18 protein-coding genes are annotated in these 17,093 nt (G+C 65.7%); 12 read left to right on the forward strand and 6 right to left on the reverse strand.

Going from position 1 to position 17,093, the window contains the following annotated elements; all coding sequences use genetic code 11:
• Positions 1–120: 120 nt before the first annotated feature.
• The 3 genes from ACIPZ5_RS09830 to ACIPZ5_RS09840 all read right to left on the reverse strand — a co-directional run bounded on the left by ACIPZ5_RS09830 (position 121) and on the right by ACIPZ5_RS09840 (position 2,139).
• Complete coding sequence (locus ACIPZ5_RS09830) at positions 121–1,140, reverse strand: branched-chain amino acid aminotransferase (RefSeq protein WP_013972500.1); 1,020 nt, start codon at positions 1,138–1,140, stop codon at positions 121–123.
• Between the two features lie 265 nt (positions 1,141–1,405).
• The gene (locus ACIPZ5_RS09835) at positions 1,406–1,765 is read right to left on the reverse strand and encodes a hypothetical protein (protein ID WP_400808136.1); all 360 of its coding nucleotides are present in this window, start codon (positions 1,763–1,765) and stop codon (positions 1,406–1,408) included.
• Entirely contained in the window at positions 1,762–2,139 is a 378-nt protein-coding gene (locus ACIPZ5_RS09840; RefSeq protein ID WP_343596840.1) for a glyoxalase superfamily protein, read from the reverse strand. The genes ACIPZ5_RS09835 and ACIPZ5_RS09840 overlap by 4 nt, the downstream gene beginning before the upstream one ends.
• A 271-nt stretch (positions 2,140–2,410) precedes the next feature.
• Here ACIPZ5_RS09840 and ACIPZ5_RS09845 point away from each other — a divergent pair, with 271 nt between their 5' ends.
• Genes ACIPZ5_RS09845 through ureG form a run of 8 tightly spaced genes read left to right on the forward strand, consistent with a single transcriptional unit; the run spans position 2,411 to position 7,973 of the window.
• Positions 2,411–3,244 (forward strand): urease accessory protein UreD, encoded by an 834-nt coding sequence (locus tag ACIPZ5_RS09845; protein WP_343596838.1) that lies wholly within the window; start codon positions 2,411–2,413, stop codon positions 3,242–3,244.
• 9 nt (positions 3,245–3,253) lie between these two features.
• Positions 3,254–3,556 (forward strand): urease subunit gamma, encoded by a 303-nt coding sequence (locus tag ACIPZ5_RS09850; protein ID WP_027916767.1) that lies wholly within the window; start codon positions 3,254–3,256, stop codon positions 3,554–3,556.
• Between the two features lie 19 nt (positions 3,557–3,575).
• Positions 3,576–3,893, forward strand: a complete 318-nt coding sequence (locus ACIPZ5_RS09855; protein WP_261940270.1) for an urease subunit beta — start codon at positions 3,576–3,578, stop codon at positions 3,891–3,893.
• Entirely contained in the window at positions 3,890–5,593 is a 1,704-nt protein-coding gene (gene ureC / locus ACIPZ5_RS09860) for an urease subunit alpha (protein ID WP_261940269.1), read from the forward strand. Before ACIPZ5_RS09855 ends, ureC begins: the two co-directional genes overlap by 4 nt.
• A gap of 10 nt (positions 5,594–5,603) precedes the next feature.
• Positions 5,604–6,095 (forward strand): urease accessory protein UreE, encoded by a 492-nt coding sequence (gene ureE / locus ACIPZ5_RS09865; protein WP_343596833.1) that lies wholly within the window; start codon positions 5,604–5,606, stop codon positions 6,093–6,095.
• A gap of 23 nt (positions 6,096–6,118) precedes the next feature.
• Positions 6,119–6,664, forward strand: a complete 546-nt coding sequence (locus ACIPZ5_RS09870) for a HupE/UreJ family protein (protein WP_343596831.1) — start codon at positions 6,119–6,121, stop codon at positions 6,662–6,664.
• Positions 6,664–7,338, forward strand: a complete 675-nt coding sequence (locus ACIPZ5_RS09875; protein ID WP_261940266.1) for an urease accessory protein UreF — start codon at positions 6,664–6,666, stop codon at positions 7,336–7,338. Before ACIPZ5_RS09870 ends, ACIPZ5_RS09875 begins: the two co-directional genes overlap by 1 nt.
• Positions 7,339–7,349: 11 nt before the next feature.
• Complete coding sequence (gene ureG / locus ACIPZ5_RS09880) at positions 7,350–7,973, forward strand: urease accessory protein UreG (protein WP_027916761.1); 624 nt, start codon at positions 7,350–7,352, stop codon at positions 7,971–7,973.
• On the opposite strand, the gene ACIPZ5_RS09885 is transcribed toward ureG, so the two are convergent.
• The 3 genes from ACIPZ5_RS09885 to ACIPZ5_RS09895 form a co-directional block, all read right to left on the reverse strand.
• Positions 7,936–9,516 carry a diguanylate cyclase gene (locus ACIPZ5_RS09885; RefSeq protein WP_400808142.1) on the reverse strand — a complete coding sequence of 527 codons (1,581 nt, stop codon included), beginning with the start codon at positions 9,514–9,516 and terminating at the stop codon, positions 7,936–7,938. The two genes, ureG and ACIPZ5_RS09885, sit on opposite strands and share 38 nt — an antisense overlap.
• 122 nt (positions 9,517–9,638) lie before the next feature.
• The gene (locus ACIPZ5_RS09890) at positions 9,639–10,367 is read right to left on the reverse strand and encodes a DUF899 domain-containing protein (protein ID WP_400808144.1); all 729 of its coding nucleotides are present in this window, start codon (positions 10,365–10,367) and stop codon (positions 9,639–9,641) included.
• Between the two features lie 167 nt (positions 10,368–10,534).
• Positions 10,535–11,197, reverse strand: coding sequence for an HAD family hydrolase (locus ACIPZ5_RS09895; protein ID WP_400808147.1), 663 nt, complete (start codon positions 11,195–11,197; stop codon positions 10,535–10,537).
• A gap of 95 nt (positions 11,198–11,292) precedes the next feature.
• Between ACIPZ5_RS09895 and lexA the strand changes: the two genes are divergently transcribed.
• Genes lexA through ACIPZ5_RS09915 form a run of 4 tightly spaced genes read left to right on the forward strand, consistent with a single transcriptional unit; the run spans position 11,293 to position 17,032 of the window.
• Positions 11,293–11,910 (forward strand): transcriptional repressor LexA, encoded by a 618-nt coding sequence (gene lexA, locus ACIPZ5_RS09900; protein ID WP_261940262.1) that lies wholly within the window; start codon positions 11,293–11,295, stop codon positions 11,908–11,910.
• Positions 11,910–12,530 carry a translesion DNA synthesis-associated protein ImuA gene (gene imuA, locus ACIPZ5_RS09905; RefSeq protein WP_313712112.1) on the forward strand — a complete coding sequence of 207 codons (621 nt, stop codon included), beginning with the start codon at positions 11,910–11,912 and terminating at the stop codon, positions 12,528–12,530. The genes lexA and imuA overlap by 1 nt, the downstream gene beginning before the upstream one ends.
• 6 nt (positions 12,531–12,536) lie before the next feature.
• Positions 12,537–13,955: a DNA polymerase Y family protein gene (locus tag ACIPZ5_RS09910; RefSeq protein WP_343596816.1), complete on the forward strand. Its 1,419-nt coding sequence runs from the start codon at positions 12,537–12,539 to the stop codon at positions 13,953–13,955.
• Positions 13,952–17,032, forward strand: a complete 3,081-nt coding sequence (locus tag ACIPZ5_RS09915; RefSeq protein WP_400808152.1) for an error-prone DNA polymerase — start codon at positions 13,952–13,954, stop codon at positions 17,030–17,032. The genes ACIPZ5_RS09910 and ACIPZ5_RS09915 overlap by 4 nt, the downstream gene beginning before the upstream one ends.
• Positions 17,033–17,093: the final 61 nt, after the last annotated feature.

The raw sequence follows: 17,093 nt of genomic DNA on the forward strand, positions 1-17,093 counted from the left end.
ACTTGATTGTGCCAAAGAATAGCCAAACGGCGATTTAAGAAAAATTCATCTACGCCGGGTAAAACAAAACGGGGCATGCCATTGTCTGGCATGCCCCGTCGATCAGCGTGGCGCGGCGGCTCAGGCGACCTTGACGATCCAGCCGGCAGGCGCTTCGACGTCGCCGCTCTGGATGCCGGTCAGCTCGTTGTAGAGCTTCTGAGTGACCGGGCCGACTTTTTCCAGGTCATGGAATACATGCAGCTTGCCGTTGTACTCGATGCCACCGATCGGGGTGATCACGGCGGCGGTGCCGCAGGCGCCGGCTTCGATGAAGCGGTCGAGCTTGTTGATCTCGACGTCGCCTTCGATCACGGTCAGGCCCAGGCGCGATTGCGCCAGTTCCATCAGCGACAGGCGGGTGATGCCTGGCAATACAGAGGCCGATTTCGGGGTGACGAATTCGTTGTTGGCGGTGATGCCGAAGAAGTTGGCCGAACCGACTTCCTCGATCTTGGTGTGGGTCAGCGGATCGAGGTAGATGGCGTCGGCGAAGTTGGCCTTCTTGGCTTCAGCACCGGGTTGCAGGCTGGCTGCGTAGTTGCCACCGACCTTGGCTGCGCCAGTGCCCTGAGGGGCGGCACGGTCGAAGCTGGAGATCTGGAAGTTGTGCGGCTTCATGCCGCCCTTGAAGTACGAGCCGACCGGGATGGCGAAGATCGAGAAAATGAACTCGGGGGCGGTGCGCACGCCGATGTTGTCGCCAGTGCCGATCACGAACGGGCGCAGGTACAGGGCACCTTTGCCGTGCGGCGGGACGAACTTCTCGTTGGCCTTGACCACTTGCTTGCACGCTTCGATGAACACATCGGTCGGCACCTGCGGCATCAGCAGGCGCGCGCAGCTGCGCTGCATGCGGGCGGCGTTCTGGTCGGGGCGGAACAGGTTGATCGAGCCGTCTTTGCAACGGTAGGCCTTGAGGCCTTCGAAGCACTGCTGGCCATAGTGCAGGGCGGTGGAGCCTTCACTGATGTGCAGCACGTTGTCTTCGGTCAGGGTGCCTTTGTCCCACTCACCATTGCGCCATACGGACAGGTAGCGCTTGTCGGTCTTGATGTAGTCGAAACCCAGCTTGTCCCAGTTAATGCTTTCGTTACTCATGACACCCTCGATTGTCTTGCAAACACCCGATCGCTCGGGTTGCTGTTATATGCGCACCTCGCCACGATAATACATCCATCGCGGATCGGGAACGGCCAGTCACGAATTGGCCATTATCTGGAAGCTCTCGATTGTCTGGGCCGGCCTCTTCGCGGGCAAGCCCGCTCCCACAGGTACCGTGCAAGTTTTGAGGTCTGTGATGCACCCGTGGGAGCGGGCTTGCCCGCGAAGAGGCCGGCCCAGGCAACACAGCGCCCATCCAGCTTCAGCGTTGCTGCAGGCGCCTGTTCCAGTCCCCGGCATGACTGCGACTGCAGGCCTCTTCACTGTCGAAGCGCACATGCCAGGCCACGTGATCGAGCGTCACGCCCGCTTCATCGAGCGCCTGCGCTGTCAGCGCCAGGATGCGAGTCCTGGCCTCACCGGCCAGCGCCGCTGCTTTATCGGCCTCACGTTCAAATACCCAGGTAATGCGCAGGCTGGCCGGATAATCATCCGGGTCCAGCCGATGGGTCAGCCAACTGAACCCGACAATCTCCGCCTTGGCGGTTTCGCAGGCATCGGTCAGGCAAGTGACCAGTTCGCGCTCCAGGCGGGCGAGGTCGCGCTTGCTCATGGCGTTCACTGGTCTGCCTCGTTGTCGATTTGCTGGCAGAAGCGCAACAGGTTGCCGAACGGATCGCGAATCTGCATCTGCAAGCCCCAGTCGACGCGCTCGGCCTGGGGGCGGGCATAGCCGTACTGCTTGTCCAGCAGTTCGCGCTGCAGTGCCAGAAGGTCCTCGGTACGGGCGAACACAGTCGAACCCGGGCAGGCGTCACCATGGTGTTCGCTCAGGTGCAGGATCAGGCCGTCACGGTGGATCTGCGCGTACAGCGGCAAGTCAGGGCTGAAGCGGTGTTCCCAGTCGAGCTGGAAGCCCAGGAAGTCCAGGTAGAACTCCTTGGCTTTGTCCACCGAGAAGATGCGCAGGACCGGAATGGCAGGGGCGAGGGGCATGGCGGTTCCTTGGCCGACGGTAAAGCACAGACTTTAGCGCAGCACCGAAACAGGGCCAAGTGCCGCCCCTGCAATGTGCGTTGCAACCCCGTATGCCCCATGCCAGAGCCTTCCTCGGGAAGGTTTCATCTGCATTCACCTGCGTAGTTGGCCCGCAACCTGCTATATCCAGGCAGCGAAATTTGATCGAGTGGTCAGCCTGCCAGCGTCACGCTATATGGCACCAGCGCCCTTGGTCAGTCGGCAAGCCACGGAAATCAAGGGCTATAGGATGTTACTGGCAAAGCAGGTGGAACAATCTGAACAAGACGCAGGATGGAGCGCCCACCTGCAGTTGCGCTTCGTCGAGCGCCATGGCGTGACTCGTCTTGGTGCGCGTCGGCATTTCGGCCCGCTTTTGGTGCAGCGCCCGTTCTATCCGGAGGGTGCACCGTGCCACGTTTATGTGCTGCACCCACCCGGCGGCATCGTCGCTGGCGACCGCCTGGAGCTGGACATCCACCTCGAGCCAGGTAGCCACGCGTTGCTGACCATGCCGGGCGCCAGCAAGTTCTACCGCAGCATCGGCCCCACCGCGCGGCTGGCCCAGCGCTTCCACCTGCAGGCCGGCAGCACCCTGGAATGGCTGCCCCAGGACAGCATCTTCTTCAACGGCGCGCGCGCCAGCCTCGACAGCCGCTTCACCCTCGAACCCGGCGCCAGGCTGCTGGCCTGGGAAACCCTGTGCCTGGGCCGGCCAGTGATGCACGAGCGCTTCGAGCAAGGCGCACTGGACAGCCGGCTGTGCATCGAGTTGCCCGGCGACCCCGGCTTGCACGAGCGCCTGCGCATCGCAGGCGGGCAACTGGCCAAGGTCGGCGGCCACCCACTGGTCGCCACCTTCTGTGCGGCGCCCGCGACCCCGGCTGTGCTGGAGCAGGTGCGCGCGCTGCTCGATGAACTCGACACCCCCGCAGGCGCGACCTTGCTCGGCTCGCTGCTGGTGATCCGCCTGCTCGATCACGACAACCAACACCTGCAACACACCCTGCAGCGCCTCTGGCATGCCCTGCGCCCGGCCGTTATCGGCCTGGCCGCGTGCCCGCCGCGCATCTGGGCCACTTGAGAGAGCGCCATGGAGCTGACCCCGAGAGAGAAAGACAAACTGCTGCTGTTCACCGCCGCGCTGCTGGCCGAACGGCGCCTGGCCCGTGGCCTGAAGCTCAACTACCCGGAGGCGGTGGCGCTGATCAGCGCTGCGGTGCTCGAAGGCGCCCGCGATGGCCGCACGGTGGCCGAGCTGATGAGCCTGGGCCGCGAAGTGATCGGCCGCGAGCAGGTCATGGAGGGCGTCGCCGAGATGCTGCATGACGTGCAGGTCGAAGCGACCTTCCCCGACGGCACCAAGCTGGTGACCGTGCACGACCCTATCGTCTGACCTGGAGCAGGAGCCCAGCATGATCCCAGGTGAAATTCAGGTCGCCGCCGGCGACATCGAACTCAACGTCGGCCGTGACACGGTGAGCGTCAGCGTGGCCAACCATGGCGACCGCCCGGTGCAGGTCGGTTCGCACTACCACTTCTACGAGGTCAACGATGCGCTGGTGTTCGAGCGTGAACCGACCCGTGGTTTTCGCCTCGATATCCCCGCCGGTACTGCCGTGCGCTTCGAGCCGGGCCAGTCGCGTACCGTGCATCTGGTGGCCTATGCCGGCAAGCGTGAGGTACATGGCTTCCAGGGCAAAGTGATGGGTGCGCTGGAGGGCAGGGCATGAGCCGTATTTCCCGCCGGGCCTACGCCGACATGTTCGGCCCCACTGTCGGCGACCGCGTGCGCCTGGCTGACACCGCGCTGTGGGTGGAGGTCGAGAAGGACTTCACCGTCTATGGCGAAGAGGTCAAGTTTGGTGGCGGCAAGGTCATCCGCGACGGCATGGGCCAGGGCCAGATGCTCGCTGCCGAGGCCATGGACCTGGTGCTGACCAATGCCCTGATCATCGATCATTGGGGCATCGTCAAAGCCGATATCGGCGTCAAGCACGGGCGCATCGCGGTCATCGGCAAGGCCGGCAACCCCGACGTGCAACCGGGCGTGAACGTACCGGTCGGCCCGGGTACCGAAGTGATCGCGGCCGAGGGCAAGATCGTCACCGCCGGTGGCATCGACTCGCATATCCACTTCATCTGCCCGCAGCAGGTGGAAGAAGCGCTGACCAGCGGCGTCACCACCTTCATTGGCGGCGGTACCGGCCCGGCCACCGGCACCAATGCCACCACCTGCACACCAGGGCCCTGGTACCTGGCACGGATGCTCCAGGCCGCCGATTGCCTGCCGATCAACATCGGCCTGCTGGGCAAGGGCAACGCCTCGCGCCCCGAAGCGCTGCGCGAGCAGATCGCCGCCGGCGCCGTGGGCCTCAAGCTGCACGAAGACTGGGGTTCGACCCCGGCCGCCATCGATTGCTGCCTGGGCGTGGCCGAAGAGATGGACATCCAGGTGGCGATCCATACCGACACCCTGAACGAGTCGGGCTGCATCGAAGACACCCTGGCCGCCATCGGCGACCGCACCATCCACACCTTCCATACCGAAGGGGCCGGCGGTGGCCACGCGCCAGACATCATCCGTGCGGCAGGGCAGGCCAACGTGTTGCCGTCCTCGACCAACCCGACCCTGCCTTACACGGTCAATACCGTCGACGAGCACCTGGACATGCTCATGGTCTGCCACCACCTGGACCCGAGCATTGCCGAGGACGTGGCCTTTGCCGAGTCACGCATCCGCCGCGAGACCATTGCCGCCGAGGACATCCTCCACGACATGGGCGCCTTTGCCATGACCTCGTCCGATTCCCAGGCCATGGGCCGGGTCGGCGAAGTGGTGTTGCGCACCTGGCAGGTGGCGCACCAGATGAAGCTGCGCCGCGGCCCACTGGCGCCTGACACCGACTACAGCGACAACTTCCGGGTCAAGCGCTACATCGCCAAGTACACCATCAACCCGGCGCTGACCCATGGTATCGCCCATGAAGTCGGTTCGGTCGAGGTGGGCAAGCTGGCCGACCTGGTGCTGTGGTCGCCGGCCTTCTTCGCAGTCAAACCGGCCCTGGTGATCAAGGGCGGGATGATCGCCACAGCGCCGATGGGCGACATCAACGGCTCGATCCCGACCCCGCAGCCGGTGCACTACCGGCCAATGTTCGGCGCCATGGGCGCGGCCCGCCACGCCACGCGCATGACCTTCCTGCCCCAGGCCGCCATGGACCGTGGCCTGCACCAGGAACTGGGGCTGCAGAGCCTGATTGGCGTGGCACATGGCTGCCGCCGGGTGCGCAAGGCCGACATGGTCCACAACACCTTGCAGCCAGTGATCGAAGTCGATTCGCAGACCTACCAGGTGCGCGCCGACGGCGAATTGCTGGTGTGCGAACCGGCCAGCGAACTGCCGCTGGCCCAGCGTTATTTCCTGTTCTGAAGGAGTGAAGATGATTGTCCTGACCCGCCGGATCGAGGCCTGCGACACCGTCACCGGCAGCGTGACCCTGGACGTCGACAGCCGTATCAAGAGCCGCCTGCGCGTGACCCTCGACGACGGCCGCGAAGCCGGCCTGATGCTCGAACGTGGCCACCTGCTGCGTGGTGGCGAGTTGCTCGCCGATGCCTCGGGAACCCAGGTGATCCGCGTACTGGCTGCACCTGAAACGGTATCGACCGTGCGTTGTGCCGACCCGCACTTGCTGGCCCGCGCCGCCTATCACCTGGGCAACCGCCACGTTCCCCTGCAGATCGAGCCGGGCCTGCTTCGCTACCAGCACGACCATGTACTCGACGACATGCTGCGCGGCCTGGGCCTGACGGTGGAAACCGAGCAGGCGCCGTTCGAGCCGGAAGCCGGTGCCTACCAGAGCGCACCACACGGCCACAGCCACAGCCACGGCAACGACCATCCGTTCGTACGCCTGCCAGCCCATTCCTGAATCCCTCATCTAAGGAGCCCACAATGAAAAAGATTTTCGCCCTTGCCCTGCTGATGGTCGCACTGCCGGCTTTCGCCCACCCGGGTCACGACGGCAGCCCGTTGCACGACGGCCTGCTGCACCCGCTGACTGGCCTCGACCACCTGCTGATGCTGCTGGGCACCGGTGTGCTGGCCGCGCTGACCCGGCGCAACCTGACCTTGCCGCTGGCCACCCTGGCCTCGATGTTCGCCGGTGCCGTGTGTGGCCACCTGTTCGGCGATGTGCTGGGCATGGAAACCCTGATTGCCGTGTCGGTGCTGGTGGCCGCCGCCGCCGTACTGCTGCCGAGCCGCCAGATGCTGCTGGCCCTGGCCATGCCGGTGTTTGCCCTGTTCCACGGCTGGGCTCATGGCGTCGAGGCCACGCCGAGCGCCTTCTGGATGTTCAGCGCCGGCTTCGTCACCGTCAGCGGCCTGCTGCTGGCAGTCGGCTTCGGCGTCGGCTGCCTGCTGCGCCGCCACAGCGGCCTGCAGAAAGCCTTCGGTGGCGGCATGCTGGCCGGTGCCGCCCTGGTGCTGGCCGGTTGATGAACAGCGACCTGGCACTGCTGCGCCTGCTGCAACTGGCCAGCCCCGGCCTGCCGGTGGGTGGCTTCACCTACTCGCAAGGGTTGGAGTGGGCCGTCGAGGCGGGTTGGGTGCGTGATACCGCCAGCTTCAGCGCCTGGCAACGCGAACAGTTGCATGACACCCTGGCGTGTCTGGACTGGCCCGTGCTGGCGCGCCTGTACCGTGCCTGCGAGCTGGGCGATGCGGCAGCCTTCGCACACTGGAGCAGCTTCCTGCTGGCCAATCGCGAAACGGCCGAACTGCGCCTGGAAGAACAGCAACGCGGCTCGGCCTTGGCACGTCTGCTCGATGGCTGGCAGCTGGGCCAGGACCCGGCCTGGCGCGCCAGCCTCGAACTCAGCCAGCTCGGCGGCATGGCCTGGCTCGCCGTGCACTGGCAGATTCCGCTGCCTCAACTTGCCCTTGGGCACGCCTTCGCCTGGCTCGAGGGTGCGGTGATGGCCGGGGTCAAGCTGGTGCCGTTCGGCCAGCAGGCGGCGCAGACCCTGCTGCGCGACCTGGGCGCAGAACTGCCCGGCGTGCTGGATCAGGCCCTGGCATTGGCCGATGACCAGCTCGGCGGTGGCCTGCCGCTGCTGGCAATCGCTTCTTCGCGTCACGAAACCCAATACACCCGTTTATTCCGTTCCTGAGGACTGCCAACATGCAAAGCTATCAGCAACCCCTGCGCGTCGGTGTCGGTGGCCCGGTCGGCTCTGGCAAGACCGCGCTGCTCGAATGCCTGTGCAAGGCCATGCGCGATCATTACCAGATCGCCGTGGTGACCAATGACATCTACACCAAGGAAGACCAACGCATCCTCACCGAGGCCGGTGCCCTGGAACCTGAGCGTATCGTCGGCGTCGAGACCGGTGGCTGCCCGCACACTGCCATCCGCGAGGACGCCTCGATGAACCTGGCTGCCGTCGAAGCGCTGGCGCGCAAGTTCGGCAACCTCGAAGTGATCTTCGTCGAAAGCGGTGGCGACAACCTCAGCGCCACCTTCAGCCCGGAGCTGGCCGACCTGACCATCTATGTCATCGACGTGGCCGAGGGCGAGAAGATCCCGCGCAAGGGCGGCCCTGGCATCACCAAGTCGGACTTCCTGGTGATCAACAAGACCGACCTGGCGCCCTACGTGGGGGCCTCGCTGGAAGTGATGGAGCGTGACACCCAGCGTATGCGCCCGCAGCGCCCCTGGACCTTCAGCAACCTGAAAAAGGGCGAAGGCCTGCAGGCGGTGATCGACTTCATCGTCGAGCGAGGGATGCTGGGTGTGAGGGGCTGAAGTCCAGCACCTCGACGCGGTTTCGGCCATTCTGCTTGGCCTTGTACAGCATCTCGTCGGCCTGTTTGAGCAGGGTTTCGGCCAGCTCGGTGTCGGGCTGGCGGCAGGCCACGCCGACCGACAGGGTGAGCGTGCCGCAGTGGGGCGTGTCGGCCTGTTCGACCGCCTCACGGATGCGCTCGGCAATACGCCGGGCATCGGCCAGGGTGGTGTCCGGCAACAGCATGGTGAACTCTTCGCCGCCGACCCGGCAGGGCAGGTCATGCTGGCGGGAATTCTGCCGCAGCAGTTCGCTCAGGTGCTTGAGTACGTCATCGCCGGCATCATGGCCGTAGGTGTCGTTGACCCGCTTGAAGAAGTCGATGTCCAGGGCCAGCACGGCGAATGCCCGTTCGCCCTCCATCAAGGTGTCCAGTACCAGGTGCAGCGCACGGCGGTTGGCCAGGCCGGTGAGGGCATCGCTCTGGGCTTCCTGGCGCAGCTTGCCGAATTTTTCCTGCAACAGCCGTTCGGCGGTGAGCAGGGCGCGGCGGATGGCAGCGGCCTCCACGTACCAGGCGTCGATGTTGCGCAGTTCATCGCCGGTCTCTTTGGCCGAAAGGTGCGTGGCGCCATGTGCCAGCTGGCGCAGTGGCTTGATCAGCCAGTAGGACATCCACAACATCAGCAGAAAGCCGATCAGGCTGGCCGGCAGAATGTACAGCAGCACCTTGCGCATCAACTCATGCAAGGGCGCCAGGGCCAGCTCACGGGGTTGCTGGGCGACCACGGCCCAGTGCGCATCAGGCACCGGGGCGAAGCCGGCGAGCATGGGGATGCCGATGTAGTTGGGCGCATCCAGGTTACCGCTCTCTCCGCGCAAGGCCGCTTCGATGGTCGGGCTGCCGGTGGCCAGGGTGCCGATGCGCTCTGGGTCGGGGTGGTAGAGCAGGCGTTCGTTGGCATCGGCGACGAAGGCGAAGGTGCCGTCAAGCTGGTAATGCTGGGCGATTACCGCGTTCAGTGCGCTTTCCTTCTTGAGGAACACCGAGCCACCCACGATACCGAGGTATTGCCCGTCGGTGGCGAAGATCGGTTCGGAAATGAACACCACAAGGTCACCGCTGCGCGAGGTATAGGCGTGGCTGACCCGCGGCAAACGGGCATCGACTGCCTGGCGAATTTCCAGCGAATGCCGATGGTGGCTGGCAATCTGGCGGGTATCGGGGTAGGCCTCTAGCACACGGCCCTGAGCGTTGACGATGATGATGGAGTTGAAATCCAGATCCTGGGCCTGCAGGCGTTTGGCTTCGGCATGCAGCAACGCCGGGTCGCCCAGGCCGCCGGCAAGCTGCCTGGCGCTGTAGGTCAGGTGGCTGCGGGCCGAGCGCAGGAATTCGGTGATGCTCGAAGCCACCTTGCTGGCATAGGCCTGGTTGGCCTGCAGGGAAAAGTGCACCAGGGTGTCGAGCTGCACCCGATAGGCGACATACAGCACATTGCCCAGGGTCGCCAGGCACGCCAGCACGACGATACCGAGTACCAGAGTTCGCAGGTCGATCATGGGCAAGCGCTTGGGCATGGCGGGCCTGTCTGGCAAGGGCGACGGGCTCAAGTATGGCCGGTTTCTGCCCGGCTGCTGCCCAAGCGCCGCCGTGGTCCTGCGGGCGGCACCTGGCGGGCGGATCACTCATGGCAGCAATGGGGTTTGCCGGGCTGGCCCTGGTAGCGATCGTGATGCCGGACCCAGTCCATGGTCCCGGCCTCGTTGCGCCCCAGCGGGGCGATGTCGAGGAAGTTGTAGGTGTTGACCAGGATGTCCAGGCCGCGGGCGTAGGTGGAGTAGGTATGGTAGAGCGTGCCATCCGGGTCTTTGTAGAAGGCGCTCAGGCCCGGTAGCTCGGCTTCGTTGCCGGTGTACGGCTCATAGTTGTACTGGCGTTGGCCTTCGCTGCCGACGCTGACGCCGAAGTCCTCGTTGAAACCGCTGCCGTGTGATGAATACCAGGGGAAGCGCCAGCCCATGCGCTGGCGGAACGCCTGGAACTCGCGATAGGGCGCGCGCGACACGGCGACCAGCGAGACATCGTGATGGGCCAGGTGCAGGTTGGCGCCATCGAAATGATCGGCAAGGAACGAGCAGCCAGGGCAGCCTTCTCTCCAGCCCTCGGCAAACATGAAGTGATAGACCAGTAGCTGGCTGCGACCGGCGAACAGGTCGGCCAGGCTCAGCTCGCCGTCCGGGCCCTGAAAGCGGTAGGGCTGTTCGACCTTGACCCAGGGCAGGGCGCGGCGGGCGGCAGCCAGCTCATCGCGTTGGTGGGTGAAGGCTTTTTCGTGCAGCCACAGCTGGCGGCGGGCGGCCAGCCATTGGGCGCGTGAGGCGACCGGGTGTTTCTGATCGGGGGGGCTCATGGTGCTGACTCCGCTGGGGGTTCAGCTAGTGGTCGATTTGACGGGAAGGGAATCGACAGTCCTGGTGGATGGGCGATGAGTGGTCTGGGGGCCTGGCTGGAGATGTGTGGCGCCTGTGAGATCGAGCGCCGCCCGCGCGGCGCTCGATTTGTGCCCCAATCAATAACTCAAGGCGAGCACAGGGTCTCGATCAACGCCCACAGCGCTGGATCATTGAAATCCTTCACCACCAGTTTCGCCCCGGCAGCCATCAACCGCTCCGGCGTGTGGGTCGTGGCCACCCCCACGGTAAAGATCCCGGCCCCACTCGCCGCAGCCACCCCCGGCAACGAATCCTCGAACGCCAAAGCCTCACCCGCCATCGCCTCCAGGCGCTGCAGCCCGGTCAGATAGGGCAGCGGATCCGGCTTGGGCCGCTCCAGCTCCTCGGCCACCAGCACATGCTCGAAGCGCTCCCCAAGCCCCATGGCGGTGAGCATGTGCTCGGCATTCAGCCGCGGCGCATTGGTCACCACGCACATGCCGATATCCCAGGCCCGCGCATGGTCCATCAGGCGCAGCAGGCCGGGCATGGGCTGCAGCACGGGTGACAGCTCACGAAACAGCGCTTCCTTGCGGTCGGCCAGCGCCTGGCGCTCGGTGGTATCGGCAAGTGGAAACAAATCGGCAAACAGTTCGCCATTGGCCCGGCCGCTGACCTGGGCATCGAATTGTTCCTGGGTCAGCTCGCGGCCGTCATAGTCATGAAGCAGTTGGCGGAAGGCCTGCAAATGCAGGGTGTCGGTGTCGGTCAAGGTTCCATCGAGATCGAACAGCAGGGCAGTCAGCATCAGGTATCCAGGAATTCAAAAAAACAAACGCCCGGGGATGATAACCAAACCTGACGACAAAGGGGGCTGTTCAGTGTGCGCCAAAAAGAGTACAAATGTGCTCCATGGACAATCTCACCCCAAAACGCCGTGCAATCCTCGAATTCATTCGCGAGCGCATTGCCGACCACGGCCAGCCACCGAGCCTGGCCGATATCGCCAGCCGCTTCGGTTTCGCTTCGCGTAGCGTTGCGCGCAAGCACATCACCGCGTTGTGCCAGGCCGGCTATATCGACGTCACGCCCAACCAGGCGCGGGGCATTCGCCTGGCCGAGCCCCTGCGCCGTCCGGAAATCCTCGAAATTCCCGTACTGGGGCAGGTGGCAGCCGGTGCGCCGATCGGCCCGGACCTGGGCATTCACGAGCAATTGCTGCTCGACCCCAGCCTGTTCCGCCGCACACCGGACTACCTGCTCAAGGTGCGCGGTGATTCGATGATCGACGATGGCATATTCGACGGTGACCTGGTCGGCATCCGCCAGCAGGGCGAGGCGCGTGATGGCCAGATCGTGGTCGCGCGCCTGGACGGCGAGGTCACCATCAAACGCCTGCAGCGCCAGCCGGGTGGTTACCGGCTGTTGCCGCGCAACCCGGCCTATGCGCCGATCGACGTGGGGCCTGAGCGCGAGTTCTTCATAGAAGGCGTGTTCTGTGGCCTGTTGAGGCGTGACTGATGGGCGCGGTGGTCGATCTCGATCGGCTGCTCGACCAACGCCAGGTCTGGCGCGGGCGGCAGGGCCAGGCGCGCCCGGCCGGTTTGCAGCCCACGGGGCATGCGATGCTCGACCAACGCCTGCCGGATGGCGGCTGGCCGGCCGCAGCCCTCAGCGAGTTGCTGCTGGCCAGCCCAGGCTGTGGCGAGTTGCAACTGCTCTGGCCATCGCTGTCACGCCTGACCGCTGAAGGCGGGCGGGTGGTGCTGGTGGCGCCGCCGTTCATTCCCTATGCGCCGGCCTGGCAGGCTGCGGGTGTGGACCTGCGCTGGCTGGTGCAGGTCGATGCCGGGCAGGCCGATGCCCTGTGGGCGGCCGAACAATGCTTGCGCTCCGGCAGTTGCGCAGCGGTGCTGTGCTGGCCGGAGCGTGCCGATGACCGCGCCCTGCGCCGCCTGCAGGTGGCCGCCGAGACCGGGCAGGCATTGGCCTTCGCCTGTCGGCCACAACAGGCTGCGCACAACCCGTCGCCCGCCGCGCTGCGTATTGCCGTGGATACGCGTCCGGCGCAATGGCGCGTACTCAAGTGCCGTGGCGGTATGCCACCGGCCATGCCCATCGCCTGCCCAGGGCGGGGCTGATGCACCATGCTCTGGGCCTGCATTCTCCTGCCCCAGCTGGCGCTGGACTCGATCCTGCGCGAGCGTGACGACGCCGATACGCCACTGGTGCTGATCGGTGGGCCCGTTCAGCGGCGCATGCTGCAAGCCGTCAATCCTGCAGCGGCAGCGCTTGGCCTGCGGGCGGGGCAGACGCTGACCGCCGCGCGGGCCCTGGCCGATGGCTTTCATTGTGTCGAGGCTGACCCGGCCCGCATCGAGCAATTGCAGCAGTTGCTGGCGGCCTGGGCCTATCGGTTCAGTGCCCAGGTAAGCCTTCACTATCCACGTGCCCTGTTGCTTGAGGTCGGCTCCAGCTTGCAGCTGTTCGGCCCTTGGCCATTGTTCGAGGCCCGCTTGCGCGAGGAACTGGCTGCACTGGGCTTGCGCCAGCGCATCGTGCTTGCGACCAACCCGGTAGCGGCCCGCATGCTTGCCAACGGCCATGACGGCCTGGCCCTGACCTGCGCCGAACAGACCCGGACGGCGTTGGCACGCATGCCAATCGAGCGGGTCGGGTTGCCGGCGGAGGCAGCCGAAGCCTTTGCCCGCATGGGGTTGCGCCAGTTAGGGCAGGTGCTGGCCTTGCCGCGCGATGCGCTGGCCAGGCGTTTTTCTGCCCAGGTGCAGTTGCACCTGGACCAATTGCTCGGCTTGCGTTCCATGGGCCTGGATTTCTACCAGCCGCCGGACCGTTTCGAAACACGCCTTGAACTCAACTTCGACGTCGAGTCGCACCAGGCCTTGCTGTTCCCGCTGCGGCGCATGCTCAATGACCTGGCCGCCTTCCTCGCCGGGCGTGACTGCGGCGTACAGCGCTTCTGCCTGTACCTGGAGCACGTCGAAGGGCCGGACACTCGCTTGCAAGTCGGCCTGCTGGCCGCCGAGCGCGATGCCGCCATGCTCTTCGAACTGGCACGCGGGCGCCTGGAGCCGCTGCGTATCCCGGCACCGGTGCGCAACCTGCGGCTGGTCGCCGACGACCTGCCAGCCTTCGTGCCCCAGCACCAAGCACTGTTCGACCCACGCGCCAAGCAGGCCCAGCCCTGGGAGCAACTGCGCGAACGCCTGCGTGCACGCCTGGGTGATGACGCCGTCAAAGGCCTGCGCGCCGAGGCCGACCATCGCCCCGAATGCGCCTGGCAGCAAGCGGAGCAGGGCGCCCAGGGCAGCCTGCCGGCCTTGCCCGGTAGCCGCCCTGGCTGGTTGCTGCCCACGCCGCAGGCATTGGAAGCGGCTGGCCACACGCTGCTGGGCCAAGCCGAGCGCATCGAGTCGGGCTGGTGGGACGGTGGCGACGTGCGCCGCGACTACTACCGCATCGAAACCCGCGATGGCCTGCGGGGCTGGGCCTATCAAGACCTGGCTCAACCCGGCCCGCTGTGGCTGCAAGGCTGGTTCGCATGAGCGCGCCGGGCTACGCCGAGCTGCATTGCCTGTCCAATTTCAGCTTTCAGCGCGGCGCATCGAGCGCCGAAGAGCTGTTCCGCCGCGCCCGCGAGCAGGGCTACCAGGCCCTGGCGATTACCGACGAGTGCACCCTGGCAGGTATCGTTCGCGCCTGGCAGGCGGCCAAGTCGCAGCAGTTGCGCTTGATCATCGGCAGTGAAGTGCGTCTGCAGGATGGCCCCAAACTGGTATTGCTGGTGCAGGACCTCACGGGTTACCAGAACCTGTGTGCCCTGATAACCCGTGCCCGACGGCGGGCCGAAAAGGGTGACTACCAGTTGTTCGCTGACGATCTGCAGCAGCACCATGAGGGGTTGCTGGCGCTATGGATTGCCGATGATCCCGATGACCAGGCGGCTGGCCGCTGGCTGCATGGCGTGTTTGCCGATCGCTTGTGGTTGGGCGTACACCTGCACCGCGGCAGCGATGATCACCGGCGCCTGGCCCGCTTGCGCGAACTGGCTGCACAGCTGGGCCTGCGCGCGGTAGCCTGTGGTGACGTGCACATGCACGTGCGCGGCCGGCGGGCGCTTCAGGACTGCATGACCGCGATCCGGCAGCACTGCAACGTGGCCGAGGCGGGGCGCTATCTGTTTGCCAATGGCGAGCGCCACCTGCGTGCTCTGGAGCAACTGGCCGAACTGTACCCGGCAGACCTGCTGGCCGAGAGCCTGGTCATCGCCGAGCGTTGCCGGTTCGATCTGGGGGAACTGCGCTACGAGTACCCGCGTGAGCTGGTGCCCGAGGGCCAGACGCCCACCAGCTGGCTGCGCGAATTGTGCCAGCGGGGTTTGCCCCTGCGCTGGCCGGCAGGGCCGAGCAGCAAGGTGCGCGCGGTGCTGGACAAAGAACTGGCGCTGATCGAGGAACTCGGTTACGAGCGCTATTTCCTCACCGTGCATGACATCGTCGCCTTTGCCCGCAGCCAGCATATTCTCTGCCAGGGGCGTGGCTCTGCCGCCAACTCGGTGGTGTGCTTCGTGCTGGGCATCACCGAGCTCGACCCGATGGAGCATCGTCTGCTGTTCGAGCGCTTCCTGTCCCGCGAGCGCAACGAGCCGCCCGATATCGACGTGGACTTCGAGCATGACCGGCGCGAAGAGGTGATCCAGTACGTGTTCCGCCGTTACGGCCGACACCGCGCTGCACTGACCGCCGTGGTCAATACCTACCATGCTGCCGGGGCGGTGCGTGATGTGGCCAGGGTGCTGGGCCTGCCGGCCGACCAGGTGGATGCCCTGGCCAAGTGCTGCGGCCGCTGGAGCGACCGTATCCCGGACGATCAACGGCTGGCAGAGGCCGGTTTCGAACCGGGCAGCCCGTCACTGCGGCGCATCCTGGTCCTGGCCGGTGAACTGATCGGCTTCCCCCGCCACCTGTCCCAGCACCCGGGTGGCTTCGTCATATCCGAACAACCACTGGACCAGCTGGTGCCAGTGGAAAACGCCGCCATGGCCGAGCGCACGGTGATCCAGTGGGACAAGGACGACCTGGACATGGTCGGCCTGCTCAAGGTCGATGTGCTGGCACTGGGCATGCTCAGTGCCTTGCGCCGCTGTTTCGACCTGCTGCAGCGGCATCGCGGGCGGCAACTGAGCCTGGCGACCATCCCCGGCGAAGACCCGGCGACCTACGCGATGATCAGCCGCGCCGAGACCATGGGCGTATTCCAGATCGAATCGCGGGCACAGATGGCCATGCTGCCGCGACTCAGGCCCAACACCTTCTATGACCTGGTGATCGAGGTTGCCATCGTGCGCCCCGGGCCGATCCAGGGGGACATGGTTCACCCTTACCTGCGCCGACGCCTCAAGCAGGAGCCGGTGACCTACCCCTCGGAAAAGCTCAAGGCAGTCTTCGAGCGCACACTGGGCGTGCCTTTGTTCCAGGAACAGGTGATGGAGCTGGCCATGGTCGCCGCCGACTACAGCCCCGGCGAGGCCGACCAGCTGCGCCGCAGCATGGCGGCCTGGAAGCGCCACGGCGGGCTGGAGCCCCATCGCCAGCGGCTGGTCGAAGGCATGCTGCGCAACGGTTACGAGCTGGCGTTCGCCGAGCGTATCTTCGAGCAGATCAAAGGCTTTGGCAGTTACGGCTTCCCCGAGTCCCACGCGGCCAGCTTCGCCTTGCTGTGTTACGCCAGCAGCTGGCTCAAGTGCCATGAGCCGGCGATCTTCACCTGTGCGCTGATCAACAGTTGGCCCATGGGCTTCTACAGCCCGGACCAGTTGCTGCAGGAGGCGCGCCGGCAAGGGATCGAGGTCCGCCCCGTGGATGTGTTCCATAGCGAATGGGACTGCACCTTGGAACCTGACCCCCAAGGCGCACTGGCCCTGCGCCTTGGCTTGCGCCAGGTCCGTGGCTTCAGCGAGGCCGATGCCCGCCGGTTGGAGCAGGCGAGGGCACAGCGCCCCTGGCGGGATGTCGAAGACCTGTGCTTGCGTGCCGGCCTCGACAGCCGTGCCCGCGCCCGGCTGGCCGATGCGGGCGCGCTGCGAGCGCTGGCGCGAGACCGGCACCAGGCGCGCTGGCAGGTGGCGGCGGTGCAGCCGCAGTTGCCGCTGTTCGCCGAGGTGCAGGCTTTGCCGGAGGTGGAAGTTGCGTTGCCCGCGCCAACGGTTGGCGAGGATCTGGTTGCCGATTACCACACCTTGGGGACTACCTTGGGCCCGCATCCGCTGAGGCTCTTGCGCCCACGGCTGCGGGCGCTGGGCTGTCGCAGTTCCAGTGAGCTGGCGGGGGTCGAGCATGGCGATGCGATTGCCGTGGCCGGCCTGGTGGTGGGGCGGCAACGGCCGCAGACCGCCAGCGGGGTAACTTTCGTCACCCTTGAGGATGAACATGGCATGGTCAATGTGGTGGTCTGGCGTGACCTGGCCGAGCGGCAACGGCGAGCGCTGGTGGGGTCGCAGCTGCTCAAGGTGAGTGGGCGGCTGGAGCAGGAGAACGGGGTTCGGCACCTGATTGCACGGCGGCTGGAAGACATCAGCCCCTTGCTGCAGGGGCTGGATGTGAAAAGCCGGGATTTTCACTGACATTGATGGCCTCTTCGCGGGCAAGCCCGCTCCCACAAGAGATCACTGAACCTGAAGGTTA

This window comes from Pseudomonas sp. NPDC089428, from assembly GCF_044749325.1.
In the GTDB taxonomy this organism is placed as follows: Bacteria; Pseudomonadota; Gammaproteobacteria; order Pseudomonadales; family Pseudomonadaceae; genus Aquipseudomonas.